Origin of the sequence: Mesorhizobium sp. 1B3, assembly GCF_050958605.1 — a bacterium.
Lineage (GTDB): Bacteria > Pseudomonadota > Alphaproteobacteria > Rhizobiales > Rhizobiaceae.
The window spans coordinates 34,969-49,271 of record NZ_JBJHDO010000013.1 but is presented as its reverse complement, the minus strand read 5'-3'; the positions used below and the strand labels follow the sequence as shown (position 1 = coordinate 49,271).

14 protein-coding genes are annotated in these 14,303 nt (G+C 61.6%); 6 read left to right on the top strand and 8 right to left on the bottom strand.

Features of this window, described 5'->3' with window-relative positions; translation table 11 throughout:
* Positions 1 to 31: 31 nt before the first annotated feature.
* Genes ACCO56_RS27170 through ACCO56_RS27155 form a run of 4 tightly spaced genes read right to left on the bottom strand, consistent with a single transcriptional unit; the run spans position 32 to position 3,751 of the window.
* Complete coding sequence (locus ACCO56_RS27170) at positions 32 to 1,012, bottom strand: aliphatic sulfonate ABC transporter substrate-binding protein (protein ID WP_433644161.1); 981 nt, start codon at positions 1,010 to 1,012, stop codon at positions 32 to 34.
* Between the two features lie 23 nt (positions 1,013 to 1,035).
* A complete protein-coding gene (locus ACCO56_RS27165) occupies positions 1,036 to 1,839 on the bottom strand; it encodes an ABC transporter ATP-binding protein (protein ID WP_433644043.1) in 804 nt (267 codons plus the stop codon).
* Complete coding sequence (locus tag ACCO56_RS27160) at positions 1,836 to 2,579, bottom strand: ABC transporter permease (protein ID WP_433644042.1); 744 nt, start codon at positions 2,577 to 2,579, stop codon at positions 1,836 to 1,838. The genes ACCO56_RS27165 and ACCO56_RS27160 overlap by 4 nt, the downstream gene beginning before the upstream one ends.
* Before the next feature lie 47 nt (positions 2,580 to 2,626).
* Positions 2,627 to 3,751 (bottom strand): ROK family transcriptional regulator, encoded by a 1,125-nt coding sequence (locus ACCO56_RS27155; protein WP_433644040.1) that lies wholly within the window; start codon positions 3,749 to 3,751, stop codon positions 2,627 to 2,629.
* Positions 3,752 to 3,930: 179 nt separating this feature from the next.
* Between ACCO56_RS27155 and ACCO56_RS27150 the strand changes: the two genes are divergently transcribed.
* Together ACCO56_RS27150 and glyA are read left to right on the top strand one after the other, a co-directional pair.
* On the top strand, positions 3,931 to 5,421 hold the full coding sequence (locus tag ACCO56_RS27150; RefSeq protein ID WP_433644039.1) for a PLP-dependent aminotransferase family protein: 1,491 nt from the start codon (positions 3,931 to 3,933) through the stop codon (positions 5,419 to 5,421).
* 237 nt (positions 5,422 to 5,658) lie between these two features.
* Positions 5,659 to 6,963 carry a serine hydroxymethyltransferase gene (gene glyA / locus ACCO56_RS27145; protein ID WP_433644038.1) on the top strand — a complete coding sequence of 435 codons (1,305 nt, stop codon included), beginning with the start codon at positions 5,659 to 5,661 and terminating at the stop codon, positions 6,961 to 6,963.
* A gap of 291 nt (positions 6,964 to 7,254) precedes the next feature.
* Here glyA and ACCO56_RS27140 read toward each other — a convergent pair whose 3' ends face one another.
* On the bottom strand, positions 7,255 to 8,076 hold the full coding sequence (locus ACCO56_RS27140) for a class I SAM-dependent methyltransferase (RefSeq protein WP_433644037.1): 822 nt from the start codon (positions 8,074 to 8,076) through the stop codon (positions 7,255 to 7,257).
* 259 nt (positions 8,077 to 8,335) lie between these two features.
* Complete coding sequence (locus ACCO56_RS27135) at positions 8,336 to 8,548, bottom strand: hypothetical protein (RefSeq protein ID WP_433644036.1); 213 nt, start codon at positions 8,546 to 8,548, stop codon at positions 8,336 to 8,338.
* A gap of 454 nt (positions 8,549 to 9,002) precedes the next feature.
* Here ACCO56_RS27135 and ACCO56_RS27130 point away from each other — a divergent pair, with 454 nt between their 5' ends.
* The 4 genes from ACCO56_RS27130 to ACCO56_RS27115 all read left to right on the top strand — a co-directional run bounded on the left by ACCO56_RS27130 (position 9,003) and on the right by ACCO56_RS27115 (position 12,497).
* The gene (locus tag ACCO56_RS27130; protein ID WP_433644035.1) at positions 9,003 to 9,761 is read left to right on the top strand and encodes an urease subunit beta; all 759 of its coding nucleotides are present in this window, start codon (positions 9,003 to 9,005) and stop codon (positions 9,759 to 9,761) included.
* Between the two features lie 13 nt (positions 9,762 to 9,774).
* Positions 9,775 to 11,490 (top strand): urease subunit alpha, encoded by a 1,716-nt coding sequence (gene ureC, locus ACCO56_RS27125; protein WP_433644034.1) that lies wholly within the window; start codon positions 9,775 to 9,777, stop codon positions 11,488 to 11,490.
* A 165-nt stretch (positions 11,491 to 11,655) separates the two neighbouring features.
* On the top strand, positions 11,656 to 12,330 hold the full coding sequence (locus tag ACCO56_RS27120; RefSeq protein ID WP_433644033.1) for a carbonic anhydrase: 675 nt from the start codon (positions 11,656 to 11,658) through the stop codon (positions 12,328 to 12,330).
* Entirely contained in the window at positions 12,327 to 12,497 is a 171-nt protein-coding gene (locus ACCO56_RS27115; protein ID WP_433644032.1) for a hypothetical protein, read from the top strand. The genes ACCO56_RS27120 and ACCO56_RS27115 overlap by 4 nt, the downstream gene beginning before the upstream one ends.
* Positions 12,498 to 12,631: 134 nt before the next feature.
* On the opposite strand, the gene ACCO56_RS27110 is transcribed toward ACCO56_RS27115, so the two are convergent.
* The gene (locus ACCO56_RS27110) at positions 12,632 to 13,342 is read right to left on the bottom strand and encodes a L,D-transpeptidase (protein WP_433644031.1); all 711 of its coding nucleotides are present in this window, start codon (positions 13,340 to 13,342) and stop codon (positions 12,632 to 12,634) included.
* A gap of 106 nt (positions 13,343 to 13,448) precedes the next feature.
* A complete protein-coding gene (locus ACCO56_RS27105) occupies positions 13,449 to 14,303 on the bottom strand; it encodes a prolipoprotein diacylglyceryl transferase family protein (protein ID WP_433644030.1) in 855 nt (284 codons plus the stop codon).

Here is a 14,303-nt window from a genome sequence, read left to right as displayed (position 1 = left end):
TTATTCAGATCTCGAAGGGCGTATTCCCAACTCAACCGCCGGCATACAGATCGCCGAGGTAATAATCCTTTGGATCGAGCGGGTTCTGCAGCTTGCCGAAAGCGACGAACTGCTCGTTGAGGCCCTTCAGCCAGCTGGCCACCGAACCGTCCTTGGTCGCGGCGATGAGTTCGGCTGTGGTCAGATATTTCCCGTTTTGGCTTTCCGTCACAAACGGATCCGCGGGGACGCCTAGGAACTTTGCGGTGATCTCGACCGACCGCGGCACGTCGGCGGCACGGTAATCATTTGCATCCTTGAGAACGGCAATGAACTTCTTGACCGCCTCGAGATCCTGCTCCGCCACCTCGTTCCGCGCCACGAAAGCCGAAGGAAAGGAGTTCGCCGGGTAGAAATCGGCGCTCTTTGCCACTTCCACCAGGTCCGGCACGGTCTTCTTGATGACGCCGACCAGCGGGTACCAGATGCCGGCACCGTCGACCTGCTTTGACGCAAAGGCCGATACGACCGTCGACGGATCCATCTTGATCACCTCGACGTCGGAAATCTGCATGCCGGCCTTGGCCAGGGCGAGACGCAGCAACATATCGCCGGACGTGCCTTCCGGGACGCCGATCTTCTTGCCCTTCAGATCGGCCATGGTACCGATGCCGGCCTGAGCGATGACGCGGTCGGAGAGGCCGAGCGCGTTCATGGCGACGATCTTCGCCTTGCCTGAAGCCGGAAGCCACAGCGCGCCCGGGCCGACATAGCCGAAATCGAGACTGCCCGCACCGAGCGCCTGGATCTGGATCGGGCCATTGGTGAACACCTTCAGCTCAGGCTCCAGCCCGTGCTTTGCCCACAGGTCCTGGTCGTTGGCGATGGCTGTCAGGCTGGTGCCGAAGTAATCGGCGATGTAGCCGACACGGATCGTCTTGGCCTGCGCCCGTACGCGGCTGGCCGTGCTCAGCAGTGCCGGTGCGGTGGCAACGCCTGCGGCCGACAAAGCCAGAAAATTCCGTCTGGTGATGCTCATGTGCACTTCCTCCCTGATCAGTGCCTTGCTTCGATCTGCGGTTTTTGGTGGTAAACGGCGTGCCAGACCCGGTTGCGGATTTCCGCGAACTCCGGCGACAACCGCATCTCCTCGGTTCGCGGATAAGGCAGGTCGACCGGAATGACCTTGTGCAACCGGCCCGGCCGCGCCGCCATGACGACGACCCGGTTGGCGAGATAGACCGCCTCGTCCACGTCGTGCGTGATGAAGATCACGGTGCGACGCTCGCGGCTCCAGGTGTCGAGCAGCTGGTCCTGCATATTGACCCGCGTCAGCGCGTCGAGCGCGCCGAAGGGCTCGTCCATCAGCAGAACGCTGGGATTGACCGCATAAGCGCGAGCGATGGCGCACCGCTGTTTCATGCCGCCCGAAAGCGTCTTCGGCAGCGCGTCGGCGAAATCCTTCAAGCCGACGAGGCCGATGAAGTGATCGGAAATCCGACGCCGCTCCTCGGCCGGAATGCCCTTTATGCGAAGACCGAACTCAACGTTTTGCCGCACGGTCAGCCACGGGAACAGAGCGTATTGCTGGAAGATCACGCCACGCTCCGGCCCCGGACCGCGCACCGGCTTGCCGTCGACCAGCACCCGCCCTTCGGAGACCTCGGTCAGCCCGGCGGCTATGTTCATGGCCGTTGATTTACCGCAGCCGGACGGCCCGACGACCGTCACGAACTCGCCGTCGGCAATGTCGAGGGAGAGCCGGTCGAGCGCCAGGAACGCCTTCTCGGCTTCGCCGAAGCGGCGCGTGACGCTCTGGAACGAAATCTTCGGCTGGGCGGTGCCTGGCTGTGCGGTCATTGGGCGCGCTCCTGCCAGCGGGTGAGACGGCGTTCGGTCGCCTGCAGCAGGCGGTCCATGGCGAGGCCGAGAATGCCGATCGTGATGAGGCTGACGAAGATCGTCGGCAGGTCGTAATAGAGCTGCGCCTGCTGCATGCGGAAACCAAGGCCCGACTGCGCGGCGATCAGCTCCGCCGCCACGACGGTCGCCCATGCGGAACCCAATCCGATGCGCACCCCCACCAGGATGAAGGGAATGGAGGCCGGTATGATGACGCGCGGGAAGATCACCGAATCCGTGGCTCCAAGCACGCGCGCGGCGTTGATCAGCGTGCGGTCCACGCTGATCACGCCTTGATAGGTTGCCACGACGCAGGACAGGAACGAGGCGAGGAAGATGACGAATATCTTCGGTGCCTCGTCTATGCCCATCGTGACGATGGCCAGCGGGATGACCGCCAAGGGCGGGATCATGCGGAAGAATTGGACATAGGGCTCGATCAGCGCTCGGGCGACCTGATACCAGCCCATCAGGAAACCGACGGGAACAGCCAGCGCGACGCCCAGCAGGAATCCGGTCAGCACACGTCGCAGGCTCGACACCATGTCGAGCGGCAATTGGCCGTTCGCGGCAAGTTCCATGGCCCTTTGCAGGACCTCCAACGGCCCCGGCAGGACGGCCAGCTTTGCCGCGGTGATCGCCCACCAGATGGCGATGCCGATCGCAAAGGCAATCAGGTTGAGAAGGAAAGGAGGCATTTGCGCGATCGACCGCCTTTGTCGACCTTCGGTGATCACCGCGCCGTTCAATGGAGAACTCCCGAATAGAAGAAGTGGTCGAGGGCCGTGGCCGCGCCACCGATAGCGCCAGCTTGCGAGCCGAGACTGGATCGCTGGATGTTCAGTATGTCGCGCATATGCGGCATGACGCGCGGAGGCAGATCGCTTCGCAGCCGGTCGAACAGGCTGTCCGGTGCTTCGCCGAGATGACCTCCGAAAACGATAAGGTCCGGCGTCAACAGATTGACGGCGCTGGCAAGCGCACTGGTGAGATGCCGCACCACCACATCCCAAGCCTCCGGGTTCTTTTCGACATGCGCCAGCAAGTGCTCTGGCGCGCTGCCCGTCAGCCCAGATGCGTGCATGAGTGTGCTCTCGCGTACGAACGTCTCCAGGCAGCCGGTATTTCCGCAGGCGCAAGCCGCGCCGCTTTGCGTGACCTGGATGTGCCCAAGCTCGACCGCGCCGTGTCCGCCGGGGCGAAACGGCATGCCATCGACCACAAGGCCGGCGCCGAGGCCCGTACGAAGATAAACGTAGAGCAGCGCCGGTACATCCTTGCCGATGCCGTAGCGGCTTTCGGCCAATGCCATGGCGCTGACATTGTGCTCGACGATCGCCGGCTTGCTCAGCGCCTGTTCCATCAAGTCCGCGAAGGGAACGTTCCGCCAGCCGATATTGATCGATGCGATGGCCTTGCGGCGCGCCGCGTCGACCGGCCCTGGCACGCTGATGCCGACGCCGATCAGGCGCTCCGCCTCGATCTGCGCCTCTTCCGCGAGTTTGTTCACAGCCTCTGAAATGCGCTTGACTATGGCCGTGGGATCGCCGCCCTTCACAGCGAAGTCGAACGACGTCGCGGCTTTGGTCGAAGCCCTGAGGTCGGTGACGGTGACCTGAATGCTGCTCGCGCCGATATGCACACCGGCTACGGCATAAGCTTCCGGCGCGAGCCGGATCGCCTGCGCAGGGCGACCGACGGAGCCCAAGCCTCCGCTCTCCAACTCGATAACGGAACCGTCCTTGAGCAGATGCGCCGTGACATGGGTCAGAGTGGTCGCCGACAGCTTGCTGCGGCGCGCAAGCTCGGCTCGCGACTGGGGTCCCTCGTCACGCAGGATGCGTAGCACATGGCCGTGATGGATACCCATCCAGGCCCACCTCCCTAGTTATTTTCTAAACTTTAGAAAATAACCCTGGCAGAGTCAATCGCCGGTGGACGGATCGCCTGAGCCGAAGATGGAGGCGCGAAGCCGATAAACATGAATTGACTCCTAGCCGATGATTGGCCTGATATTCCAGGCCAATTTCTTCAGGTAAATCAGACCAATTGTTCAAGCACTCTCAACTTGAATCCGTGCAGGCGTGGCTGGCAAATCCCGCTCATGCGGCAATGCCGCTTCACGCGCGAATACAACGGGCGGTCCGGCAACTGATCCTCGACGGCGCGCTTGGGCCCGGCAAGCCGCTGCCGGCAACGCGCGCTCTTGCGAAATCGCTCGGCGTCTCGCGCGACACCGTGGAGTCCGCCTATGCCCAGCTTTACGCCGAAGGTTTCATCGAGCGTCGCGTCGGCAGCGGCAGTTTCGTGGCTGAGATGACGGAGTTCACCTACGGCCATCGGAGTTCGAAGCGTGATGCGCTTCTGCGCAATCAGGCTCCGAACCTGAGCAAACGCGGCAGCGCCATGTTCCGCAGCGGCGGCGTGCGCGAGATGCTGATGCCGCAGCCATTCGCCCATGGGGTGCCGGAGACCCGCAGCTTTCCGATCCGGCTATGGGAACGGCTCGAGCGACAGGTGCTGAAGGAGGTCGGAACGCGCGCGCTTCTCCACTGCGATCCGCAGGGAGCCGAGCCGCTGCGGCAGGCCATCGCCGATTATTTGAACCTCGAACGCGGCGCGCGCGCCACGGCCGATCGGGTGCTCGTCCTGACCAGCTCGCAGCAGGCGATGACGCTGTGTGCGAACATGCTGCTCGATCCCGGCGATTCGATCTTCATCGAGGACCCGTCCTATTACGGTGCGCGCAAGGCGTTCGATGCCGCCGGCCTCGAATGCGTGCCGGTCCGCGTGGACCGCCAGGGTATCGTGGTCGAACGGATAATGGACAATCCGGGCCGCGCCAAGGCAGTGTTCCTCACGCCCTCACACCAGTTCCCGACCGGTGCCACGCTGACTCTTGACCGCCGTCTTGCACTGATCGAATGGGCGGCCCGAAATCAAGCCTGGATCATCGAGGACGATTACGACAGCGAATTCCATTATTCCGGCAAGCCTACCGCTTGCGTGCAGGGCCTCGATCCGCATGACCGCACCATCTATATCGGCACCTTCACCAAATCCCTCTTTCCGGGCTTGCGCATCGGCTATGTCGTGCTGCCGCCCCAGCTTGTAAAGCCGATGGCGCTCGGCCGCACGCTGCTCGACGGCCACACAGCCTCTATGGCGCAACTGACGCTGGCCCGGTTCATGGAGGGCGGGCATTTCGGGTCGCACGTCCGCACAATGCGCGGGATCTATGCCCAGAGACTCGATGTCCTGGCGGACCAGGTCAACAAGCACCTTTCCGGATTTGTCGAACCGCGCGTCCCCATCGGCGGGCTGCAAATGCCCTGCATGATGACTTGCGATATTCCGGAGCGGGTAGCAATCGACGCCGGGCGGAGGGCCGGCGTCGAGCTGCTGGGATTGTCGGCGCTCCATGCGGGCGACGATGGCAAGGCCGGGTTCCTGATGGGCTTTGCCGCCTACACACCGGCCGAAATCGAGGGCGCCGTCAGGAAATTGGCGAAAGCGCTTAAATCGCTAAGACGGAAGTAGCTCTCGCGATGCCTGGCATCACCTCGTCCGGTGCTGGCACACTGTTGCGCGCGACAGAAATGGCGGCCATTCGATCGCCAACGAACCACTGACAACTGCCACGCAATGGTCTGCATCCGTCCTTGGAATTGGATGGGCGCAGCAGACCATCTCCATGATAGAGGCCGGTGAACTTGCCGTCATGCGAAACCCGCACGGCGGCGATTATCCTTGCCGGCATTTGAAGGGAGATTGGCGATGCAAACATCTGTCGCGCAGCACGCGGGTGAAACAAGAGAAACCGCCGGCGTGAGCGCGGCTCCATGGGCCTTCGCCGACGAAGCCGTCGCCGTTGCGATCGCCAACGAAAGGGCCCGCCAGCGCGACTCAATCGAGCTGATCGCTTCGGAGAATTTCGTCAGTCCCGCGGTTATGGAGGCGCAGGGGTCGGTTCTCACCAACAAATATGCCGAAGGCTATCCACACCACCGCTACTATGGCGGCTGCGCGAACGTCGATGTCGTCGAGGATCTTGCGATCGAGCGCGTGAACCAGCTCTTCGGCAGCACCCATGCCAATGTCCAGCCGCATTCGGGCAGTCAGGCCAATCAGGCGGTGTTTCTCGCGCTGCTCAATCCTGGTGACACGATCCTTGGCCTCGACCTCAAGGCCGGCGGGCATCTCACCCATGGCGCTCCCGTCAACATGTCCGGGCGCTGGTTCAATGTCGTCAGCTATGGCGTGGACGCGAACAGCCATCTCATCGACATGGATCAGGTGGCCGAACTGGCGCGACAACATCGCCCCAAGCTGCTGATCGCCGGCGGCTCGGCCTATCCGCGTGTGATGGATTTCGCGCGCTTCCGCCAGATCGCCGATGATGTGGACGCGATCCTGTTGGTCGATATGGCGCATTTCGCGGGGCTGGTGGCTGGCGGAGTCTACCCATCGCCGGTGCCCTTCGCCGATGTCGTCACCTCGACCACGCATAAGACTTTGCGTGGGCCGCGCGGCGGCTTCGTTCTGACCAATGACGCCGAGATCGCGAAGAAGATCAATTCCGCCGTCTTTCCTGGCCTTCAGGGCGGTCCGCTCATGCACGTCATCGCGGCAAAGGCGATCGCCTTCGGCGAGGCGCTGCAACCGTCCTTCAGGACCTACGCAGGGGCGGTGGTCGAGAATTGTCAGGTGCTGGCGCAGGCCCTTGCCGATGGCGGGCTCAAGATCACCTCCGGCGGCACGGATTGCCATCTTGCGGTGGTTGATCTGCGCCCCTTCGGCGTGACGGGCAACATCGCCGAGAAGGCGCTGGAGTCGATCGGCATTACCCTCAACAAGAATGCCGTACCGAACGATCCGGAAAAGCCGATGGTGACGTCAGGTATCCGCGTCGGCAGCGCCGCCGGCACATCGCGCGGCTTCGGTCCCGATGAATATCGCCAGATCGCCGCGCTCATGCTCGATACGCTTGAAGCTGTCCGTGGCGGAACGCTCGAAACACGCCGACAGGAAATCAACGGCCGCGTGCGCCAGCTCGTCGCGCATTTCCCTTTGCCTTACTGATCGGGAGCGGGGTCGACATGAACGCGCCATTGCAGATCGAAGTTTTCCCCGAGGAGATCGCCCGGTTCGGCAACGATCCTACCACGACGTTTGCGCCATCGGGGCCAAGGACGGCGATGCTCCTCGCTCATTCGAACAGCTTCTTGATATCCGTCATAGGCCGGAACAGCCTCATCGGCTGATCCAGAAAAGCTAGAATTTCCAACTTATCACATCACAGGAGCGATCCGCGGCAAGCTGGGGAAGACGACGATCAGCGACGGCCTCCGGCTCTCCCGGCGCGATTCACTGTTACCGCCGAAGCGTCGCCCTCAGGGAGAGTGCGAGCGGTAGCTGGAGATGATCTTCCGGCAGACGGTACATGTCGTCGGCATCGCGCAGCATGTTCGGAAAATAGGGCCAGGTCAGCCGCGTATGTTCCCTGATCCAATCGAGACGCAGCCCTGCGCCGACAAACGCGTTCAGCATGTCAGCGATCGGATGGATCCACTCATAGCTTGGCAAGTCGGCCCCCTGGTCGCCCGTATAGGTCGTTTCGCCGGTCTCGACCATGGGTCGGCCCCTTGGCGTGCGCCAGTCGGTCCGCAGGGTAATTCGCCCATCCACCATATTCATGCACAGCATCATCGGATGGCAATCAGCGAAATAGAGCGACCCGCCCGGTTTCAGCAGTGAGGCGACAACACGCGCCCAGGCGGCAACATCGGGAAGCCAGACGATGGTGCCCCAGGTCGAGTAAACCATATCGAACTCGCCTTCGAGGAGGTCGCGGGCGTCATGGACGTCGCCTTCCACAAATCGAACATGGGTGCCGGTCTGCTGCGCCAGCTTGCGTGCCTCGGCGACAGCAGGCGGCGAGAAGTCAAGTCCCGTGACGTTTGCCCCGCGCCGCGCCAGGCAGATGGAGTCCATCCCGAAATGACATTGCAGATGCGCGATGCGCAGGCCGCGCACGTCACCAATTTCGGAAGCCTCGATCGGATAAAGTACGTCCTTGCCGGCAAGGAAACTCTCGACCCTGTAAAAGCCGGTTTCGTCCCGGCGGTGGATCGCGACGCGCTCGTCCCAGAGTCTGCGGTTTGCATCAAACGCAGTTTTTAGGTTGTCTGTCATCGTAACGTGCCCTGGCCGCGCATGCTGCGGAACTCTCCTCCATTCTTGCACCGGCTTGGTGTCTTCGCCGACCGGCCGCTACAGGTGAGCATTGCGCCCGCACGTCGCACCGTGGCGCTTGTCGAGCCGGGTTTGCCGAAGCATTCATGAGCATATTAGGATCACTTGGGAGAGAAAATCTTGAGCCAAGCTACGGCAGAGGTGATCATACTCGTGATCAACGCGCTTGGAGCGGGAATCCTGCTCTTCGTTGCATATTTCATTTGATGAGCGCCATGACATCCGCCTGGCAATCGGCGAGCGGATTAACATCATTGGCCGCGCGCGCCGCCAATGACCGCATCCAGGCGGCGTGCCGGCATCGAAGTTTATGCCCCGTTGTCCACATCACCGATTTATTGATGTCGATGAACCCACTCACATCCGTGGAGACGATTGACAAGGGCTGCTGGCAAGGTCTTTCTGGGATCATGACCTCGTGTGAAGCGAGTCGTATCGTCTCTCTCGTATCGTCCCTCTTTGTCAAAGCACAGGGCTCAACAAGGAAGTATAGGGTCTCTCGATGTCAGCGCATGTTGTCATCAATCACATGATGGAATTCTTTTCCAGCTTGGCTCTCGGCTAGTAGCCGATTTCCCACATTTACCACTGACGAGATTGCTGTCGGGCGTCGGGGCTCTCAATTTTGATTGAGCTGCCGAGGTTGGCCTTTGTTCTGTTCTGCAAAGTGTCTGACTGCTGACGCGCAAGGCACGTCGCGAGCGCTCCCATCCTTCGGGTGATCGTTTGGCCATTGCTGCGAAAGCCGCAAGCCAGCGGTCGCACGCGGCTGCAGCCGGCTCTCGCCAGATCGTTCTCACTACGACCCAAGGCTCCGGCGCGCCAGCGTGCCTGCGCGCGTGCGGTCTTTCTCAAGAACCAAGGAGATGAACGTGCACCTCGCACCTCATGAAACCGATAAACTGATGCTGGTAACAACCGGCCAATTGGCGCAGCGCCGCCTGGCACGCGGCATCCGCCTGAACTATCCGGAGGCCGTCGGGCTTATTTCGCTCGTTCTTCTGGAATTGATGCGCGACGGCAAACATTCGGTCGCCGACCTCATGGCCATCGGAGGCACGCTGCTTGGAAAGCGCGAAGTCCTTGCCGGTGTCCCCGAAATGCTCGAGGAAGTGCACATCGAAGGCACCTTCCCGGACGGCACGAAGCTGGTTGCCGTTCAGTCGCCGATTACCGCAGAACACGGCGACATGGACCTGGCACTGTACGGCAGTTTCCTGCCCGTTCCAGCAGCCTTTTCCGAGCCCCGGGGCGATACAGCGACGGTCGGTGCCGTCATCAGCCAGGAAGGCGAAGTCGAGCTCAACGCCGATCGTACCACAACGACGCTGACGGTTTCCAACACGGACGACCGGCCGATCCAGATCGGCAGCCACTACAATTTCGTCGAGGCCAATGCGCGCCTGACATTCGACCGTGAAGCCGCGTACGGGAAGCGGCTCGACATTCCCGCCGGCACGGCGATCCGCTTCGAGCCCGGCCAGACCCGTGACGTGACGCTGGTCGAGATCGCCGGCAACAGGATCATCCGCGGCGGCAACAATCTGGCCGACGGCGAAATCAACGATGCCAACAAAGACCGAATGCTGGATCGCGTCAACGACCGTGCATTCGGCAACAACTGATCGAAGGACGACCATGGCATACAAAATTTCACGCGCCGACTACGCAAAGCTCTTTGGACCGACAAAGGGCGACAAGATACAGCTTGGCGACACGGGCCTGTTCGCGGAGATCGAGCACGACTTTGCCGTCTACGGCGACGAATGCGTCTTCGGCTCGGGCAAGGTCATTCGTGACGGCATGGGGCAGGCGACGGGCGTCAGCGCCGACAGAGCGCTGGATTGCGTCATCACAAACGCGGTGATCATCGATTACACCGGCATCATCAAGGCCGACATCGGGATCAAGGACGGCAAGATCGCCGGCATCGGAAAAGCGGGCAACCCCGATATCATGGCGGGCGTCGATCCGGATCTCATCGTCGGCGTCAACACCGAGGTCATTTCGGCCGAGGGCGCGATCATCACGGCAGGCGGTATCGATACGCACTACCACTTCATCACGCCATCGCAATGCACGACGGCGATCGCCAGCGGCCTCACCACGGTGCTCGGCGGCGGCACCGGCCCTGCGACCGGGTCGATGGCCACGACCTGCACGCCCAATCCGACCTACATCCAGCAGATGATGCAGGCGACGGACGACATTCCCTTGAACGTCGTTTTCACCGGCCGGGGCAGTTCCTCGCGTCCCGAAGGTGTTCGCGAGCAGATTCTTGCGGGCGTCGGCGGCCTCAAGCTGCATGAGGACTGGGGCACGACACCCGCGGCAATACATGCCTGCATGAGCATTGCCGATGACTACGATATCCAGGTGACCATCCATACGGATTCGGTCAATGAAAGCTGCTCGCTCGAGGACTCCGTCAAGGCCTTTGGCGGGCGCACGATCCACACCTACCACTCGGAAGGCGCCGGCGGCGGCCATGCCCCGGATCTGCTGCGCATCTGCTCCGAGCCGAACATCCTGACCAGCTCGACCACACCGACATTGCCGTTCACGATAAACACGGTGGACGAGCATCTCGACATGCTCATGGTCTGCCATCACCTCGACAAGAACATTCCGGAAGACGTGGCCTTTGCCGCGAGCCGCATCCGGGCGAACACCATTGCCGCCGAAGGCGTGCTGCACGATATCGGCGCCATTTCGATGATGTCGTCCGACAGCCAGGCCATGGGACGCGGCGGCGAGGTCATCATGCGTACCTGGCAGGTGGCCGACCAGATGAAGGCGCAGTACGGCTCCTTGTCCGGCGATGGTGCGGGAAACGATAATTTCCGCATCAAGCGCTATATCGCCAAATACACCATCAACCCGGCCATAGCCCACGGCATGAGCCACCTCATCGGATCGGTGGAAAAGGGCAAGGTCGCCGATCTCGTCCTGTGGAAGCCGGCATTCTTCGGTTCGCGTCCGCAACTCGTGATCAAGAGCGGGTTCATCGCATACGGGCAGATCGGCGATGCCAACGCCTCGATCCCGACGCCGCAGCCGATGATCATGCGGCCCATGTTCGGCGGCTCCTGCAGCGGTATCGGCAAGACCTCGATTCTGTTCGTGAGCAAAGCCTCCCTGGACGATGGCGATGTGATGCAGCTCGGCTTGCGCAAACGCATCGAGCCCGTCGTGCGCTGCCGCGGCCTTACCAAAGCCGACATGAAGCTCAACAGCGCCCTGCCGAAGATCGAAATCGACCCGGCGACCTACAAAGTTAGCGCCGACGGGGTCGAAATCGGCGTCAAGCCGGTCTCAAAGGTGCCGCTGGGACAGCGTTACAACCTGTTCTGAGCGCTGACCGGGCACGTTCCGGTTCAGAACAGCGCGGAGTTGTTCCGAGCCGTGTTGCGGATGTCGGCAATTCAGTCTGACGGCATCCGCTGCCGACGGCCTGCCATAGTTCCTTGTGGCTGGCCGTCAGCCCCCCCTTTTGTCGACCAAAGATAATAGGCACGCATGCTTGGATTTCCCGAGACCCTCGTCACCGGCCATCAGGATTTTTTGGCCAGCCGCTTCACCAGGGAAACAGCCCGCTACAAGGCGCTCGCCGGGCCCGGGCAGGCACCCGATACGCTTGTGATTGCGTGTTGCGATTCCCGCGTGACGCCCGAGATCATCTTCGACGCGGCACCGGGCGACCTCTTTGTCGTCCGCAATGTCGCCAACTTGATACCGCCCTGCGAACCTGACGGAGCGTACCATGCCACATCGGCCGCAATAGAATTCGCCGTGCAAAGTCTGAAAGTCGGCAACATCGTCGTTCTTGGCCATGGCGGATGTGGAGGCATCAGGGCGGCGCTCGATACCGCCAGCAGTCCCTTGTCGCCCGGCGACTTCATAGGCAAGTGGATGAACCTGCTGGCCCCCGCTGCCAATACCGTTCTGGCCGAACCCACGCTCAGGGATTGCGAACGGCAAACAGCGCTCGAACGCATCTCGATCCGTTGCTCCATCGAAAATCTTCGTACCTTTCCCTGCGTCGAGGCTCTCGAGCGGCAGGGACGCCTGGGATTGCACGGTGCGTGGTTCGATATCTCCTCGGGTGCGATGTGGCTGATGGACATGCACACGGGCCGGTTCGAACAATCCATCTCGGATCGAGCCAAAAGCTCTGGAAAGACCAAGCTATGAAACGCATCGATCTGCTTGCGCGCCTCAAGGCCGTCGAAGGCAACGACTTCTACAAGGGAAAACGCGTCGGCGCCCTGAGCGCTTACATGAGCGATGAACAGCTCGCGAAACATATAAGCGACCTGGAGGAACGCATTCGCTCCGAACCCACTGTCAAACGTCCCTGAGGGCGGCCAACTATGACACCGCCGGAGATTCCTGCCGCGCCGAAGCAGCCTGTTTGCGCTCGGCGCCGCCTGCACGACACCAACCGGACCGGCTGGCTTCAGGTCCTGGAAAATTGCATTCTCAGGACGTGCCGTCAGACAATCTGTTCGGCCCCCATGGGGTCCGGAATGACCAAGATGGTGCTACCATCTCGAACGTTATCGGCAAGGTGGATAACGTCCTGGTTTACCATGCGGATGCAGCCCGAAGAGACGGCCTTCCCGATCGTCCAGAATTCCGGCGAGCCATGAACACGGTAGATCGTGTCCCGGTTTCCCTGATGAATGTAGAGCGCCCGTGATCCAAGGGGATTGTTCAGCCCCGGTTCCATACCGCCGTTCGCAATGCTGACCGGTTCGAGTTCAGGTTGCCGCGCCACCATCTCATCGGGGGGATTCCATCGCGGCCATTCCCGCTTATAGGCGATGTGGCCCCTGCCGGACCACAAGAAGCCGTCCCGACCCACGCCGACGCCGTAGCGAGTGGCCCTGCCATTCGGCCTGACGTGGTAAAGGTAACGATTGGGCGTATCCACCACCACAGTGCCGACCTTTTCTTCGGTCGGGTAGTCCACTTCCGTTCGCCACCATTTCTGATCGACCTGGGAAACATCAACTTCTGGAATCGGAAAGCGCTCGTTGGGGATTGCATAATACATCGGAGGCGTTGGCGGAGGCGGTGGTACCGGTTTTGCCACCCCTTGCGTTTTTCTCGTCGTGCTGCATCCGGCAAGAGCGAGCGCTCCCGCCCCAACGAGAAATGTGCGTCTCCCGACGATGCCTGAAAATCGGCTATGCGTACTCAAAACAGTGTCCTCGTACTTGTCCGTGGAATAACCGCAAGACGAAGGACCTACCTTAAATCTACCTTAAGGGTATACACGTCTTGCGCCCCGGTTTCGGTGCCTCGGCTTATTCGACCACTCCCGTTGCTGAAATAGCATCGGCATCGGCGTCTGGCTTACTGCTCTGAATCCGCTCGATACCTGCCAGCAGTCCCTCGCGCGAGATCTCACCCATATGGACCGACTGCACCATGCCGTCACTTCCGATGAACAGCGTGGCCGGCAGTCCGGGTACTTCGTAGTGGCGACCAAACTCGCCCAGCGAGTCCAGGACGACATGATCGAGTTCAAGGTTCTCGGCCGTCAGATAGCGCTCAATGACGCTCATGCCCTCACCCTGATTGACGAAGACGAACCTGGCGTCGCCGCTGGTCGCCGCCACATCCGCCATCATCGGCATTTCACGGCGGCAAGGTGGGCACCATGTCGCCCAGAGATTGATGACGGTCGGTTGCCCTTCAAGCTCCGAGGGGTCGAACGGCGCGCCGGCGAGCGTGCGATACATGTCTCCAGTCGGCAGTGGGGTGGACGGGGCACCTGCCGTAAGCTGAAGGACGAAGAAGGCGACATAGGCTGCCGCAACACCCGGCAGCGGCGTCCACAACGCGAGTCGGAGCTCGCGCCGGAAACGAAAGAGCGTATACACGAGCGCCAACGCTACGCCGGCCCCTATCAGGAAGCCGCCCTGCCAGATGTAAAGAACCCGCAGCGGCTCGGCGAGAAAGCTGCCGGCATGCTCGATGACATGCCCGGCACGAGCGCCGACTATAAACGCCATCGTCGCACCCCATGCCCAGACCGAAAAACGCTGGTCGACCTTGCGCGCCAGGATTTCGCTCGAGACGAGGAAGACGGCGATCGCGAGGATCGCCGCAAGACGGTCGGGTGCGAAGACAAAGGGTCCAATGGCAACCGCGTTCAT

Bases quoted from the DNA above. Each gene is read 5' to 3' on its own strand.
- ACCO56_RS27165 (WP_433644043.1), bottom strand. From the start codon at position 1,839: ATGACCGCACAGCCAGGCACCGCCCAGCCGAAGATTTCGTTCCAGAGC.
- ACCO56_RS27160 (WP_433644042.1), bottom strand. From the start codon at position 2,579: ATGCCTCCTTTCCTTCTCAACCTGATTGCCTTTGCGATCGGCATCGCC.
- ACCO56_RS27155 (WP_433644040.1), bottom strand. From the start codon at position 3,751: ATGGGTATCCATCACGGCCATGTGCTACGCATCCTGCGTGACGAGGGA.
- glyA (WP_433644038.1), top strand. From the start codon at position 5,659: ATGCAAACATCTGTCGCGCAGCACGCGGGTGAAACAAGAGAAACCGCC.
- ACCO56_RS27140 (WP_433644037.1), bottom strand. From the start codon at position 8,076: ATGACAGACAACCTAAAAACTGCGTTTGATGCAAACCGCAGACTCTGG.
- ACCO56_RS27135 (WP_433644036.1), bottom strand. From the start codon at position 8,548: ATGATCCCAGAAAGACCTTGCCAGCAGCCCTTGTCAATCGTCTCCACG.
- ACCO56_RS27130 (WP_433644035.1), top strand. From the start codon at position 9,003: ATGAACGTGCACCTCGCACCTCATGAAACCGATAAACTGATGCTGGTA.
- ureC (WP_433644034.1), top strand. From the start codon at position 9,775: ATGGCATACAAAATTTCACGCGCCGACTACGCAAAGCTCTTTGGACCG.
- ACCO56_RS27120 (WP_433644033.1), top strand. From the start codon at position 11,656: ATGCTTGGATTTCCCGAGACCCTCGTCACCGGCCATCAGGATTTTTTG.
- ACCO56_RS27115 (WP_433644032.1), top strand. From the start codon at position 12,327: ATGAAACGCATCGATCTGCTTGCGCGCCTCAAGGCCGTCGAAGGCAAC.
- ACCO56_RS27105 (WP_433644030.1), bottom strand. From the start codon at position 14,303: ATGAACGCGGTTGCCATTGGACCCTTTGTCTTCGCACCCGACCGTCTT.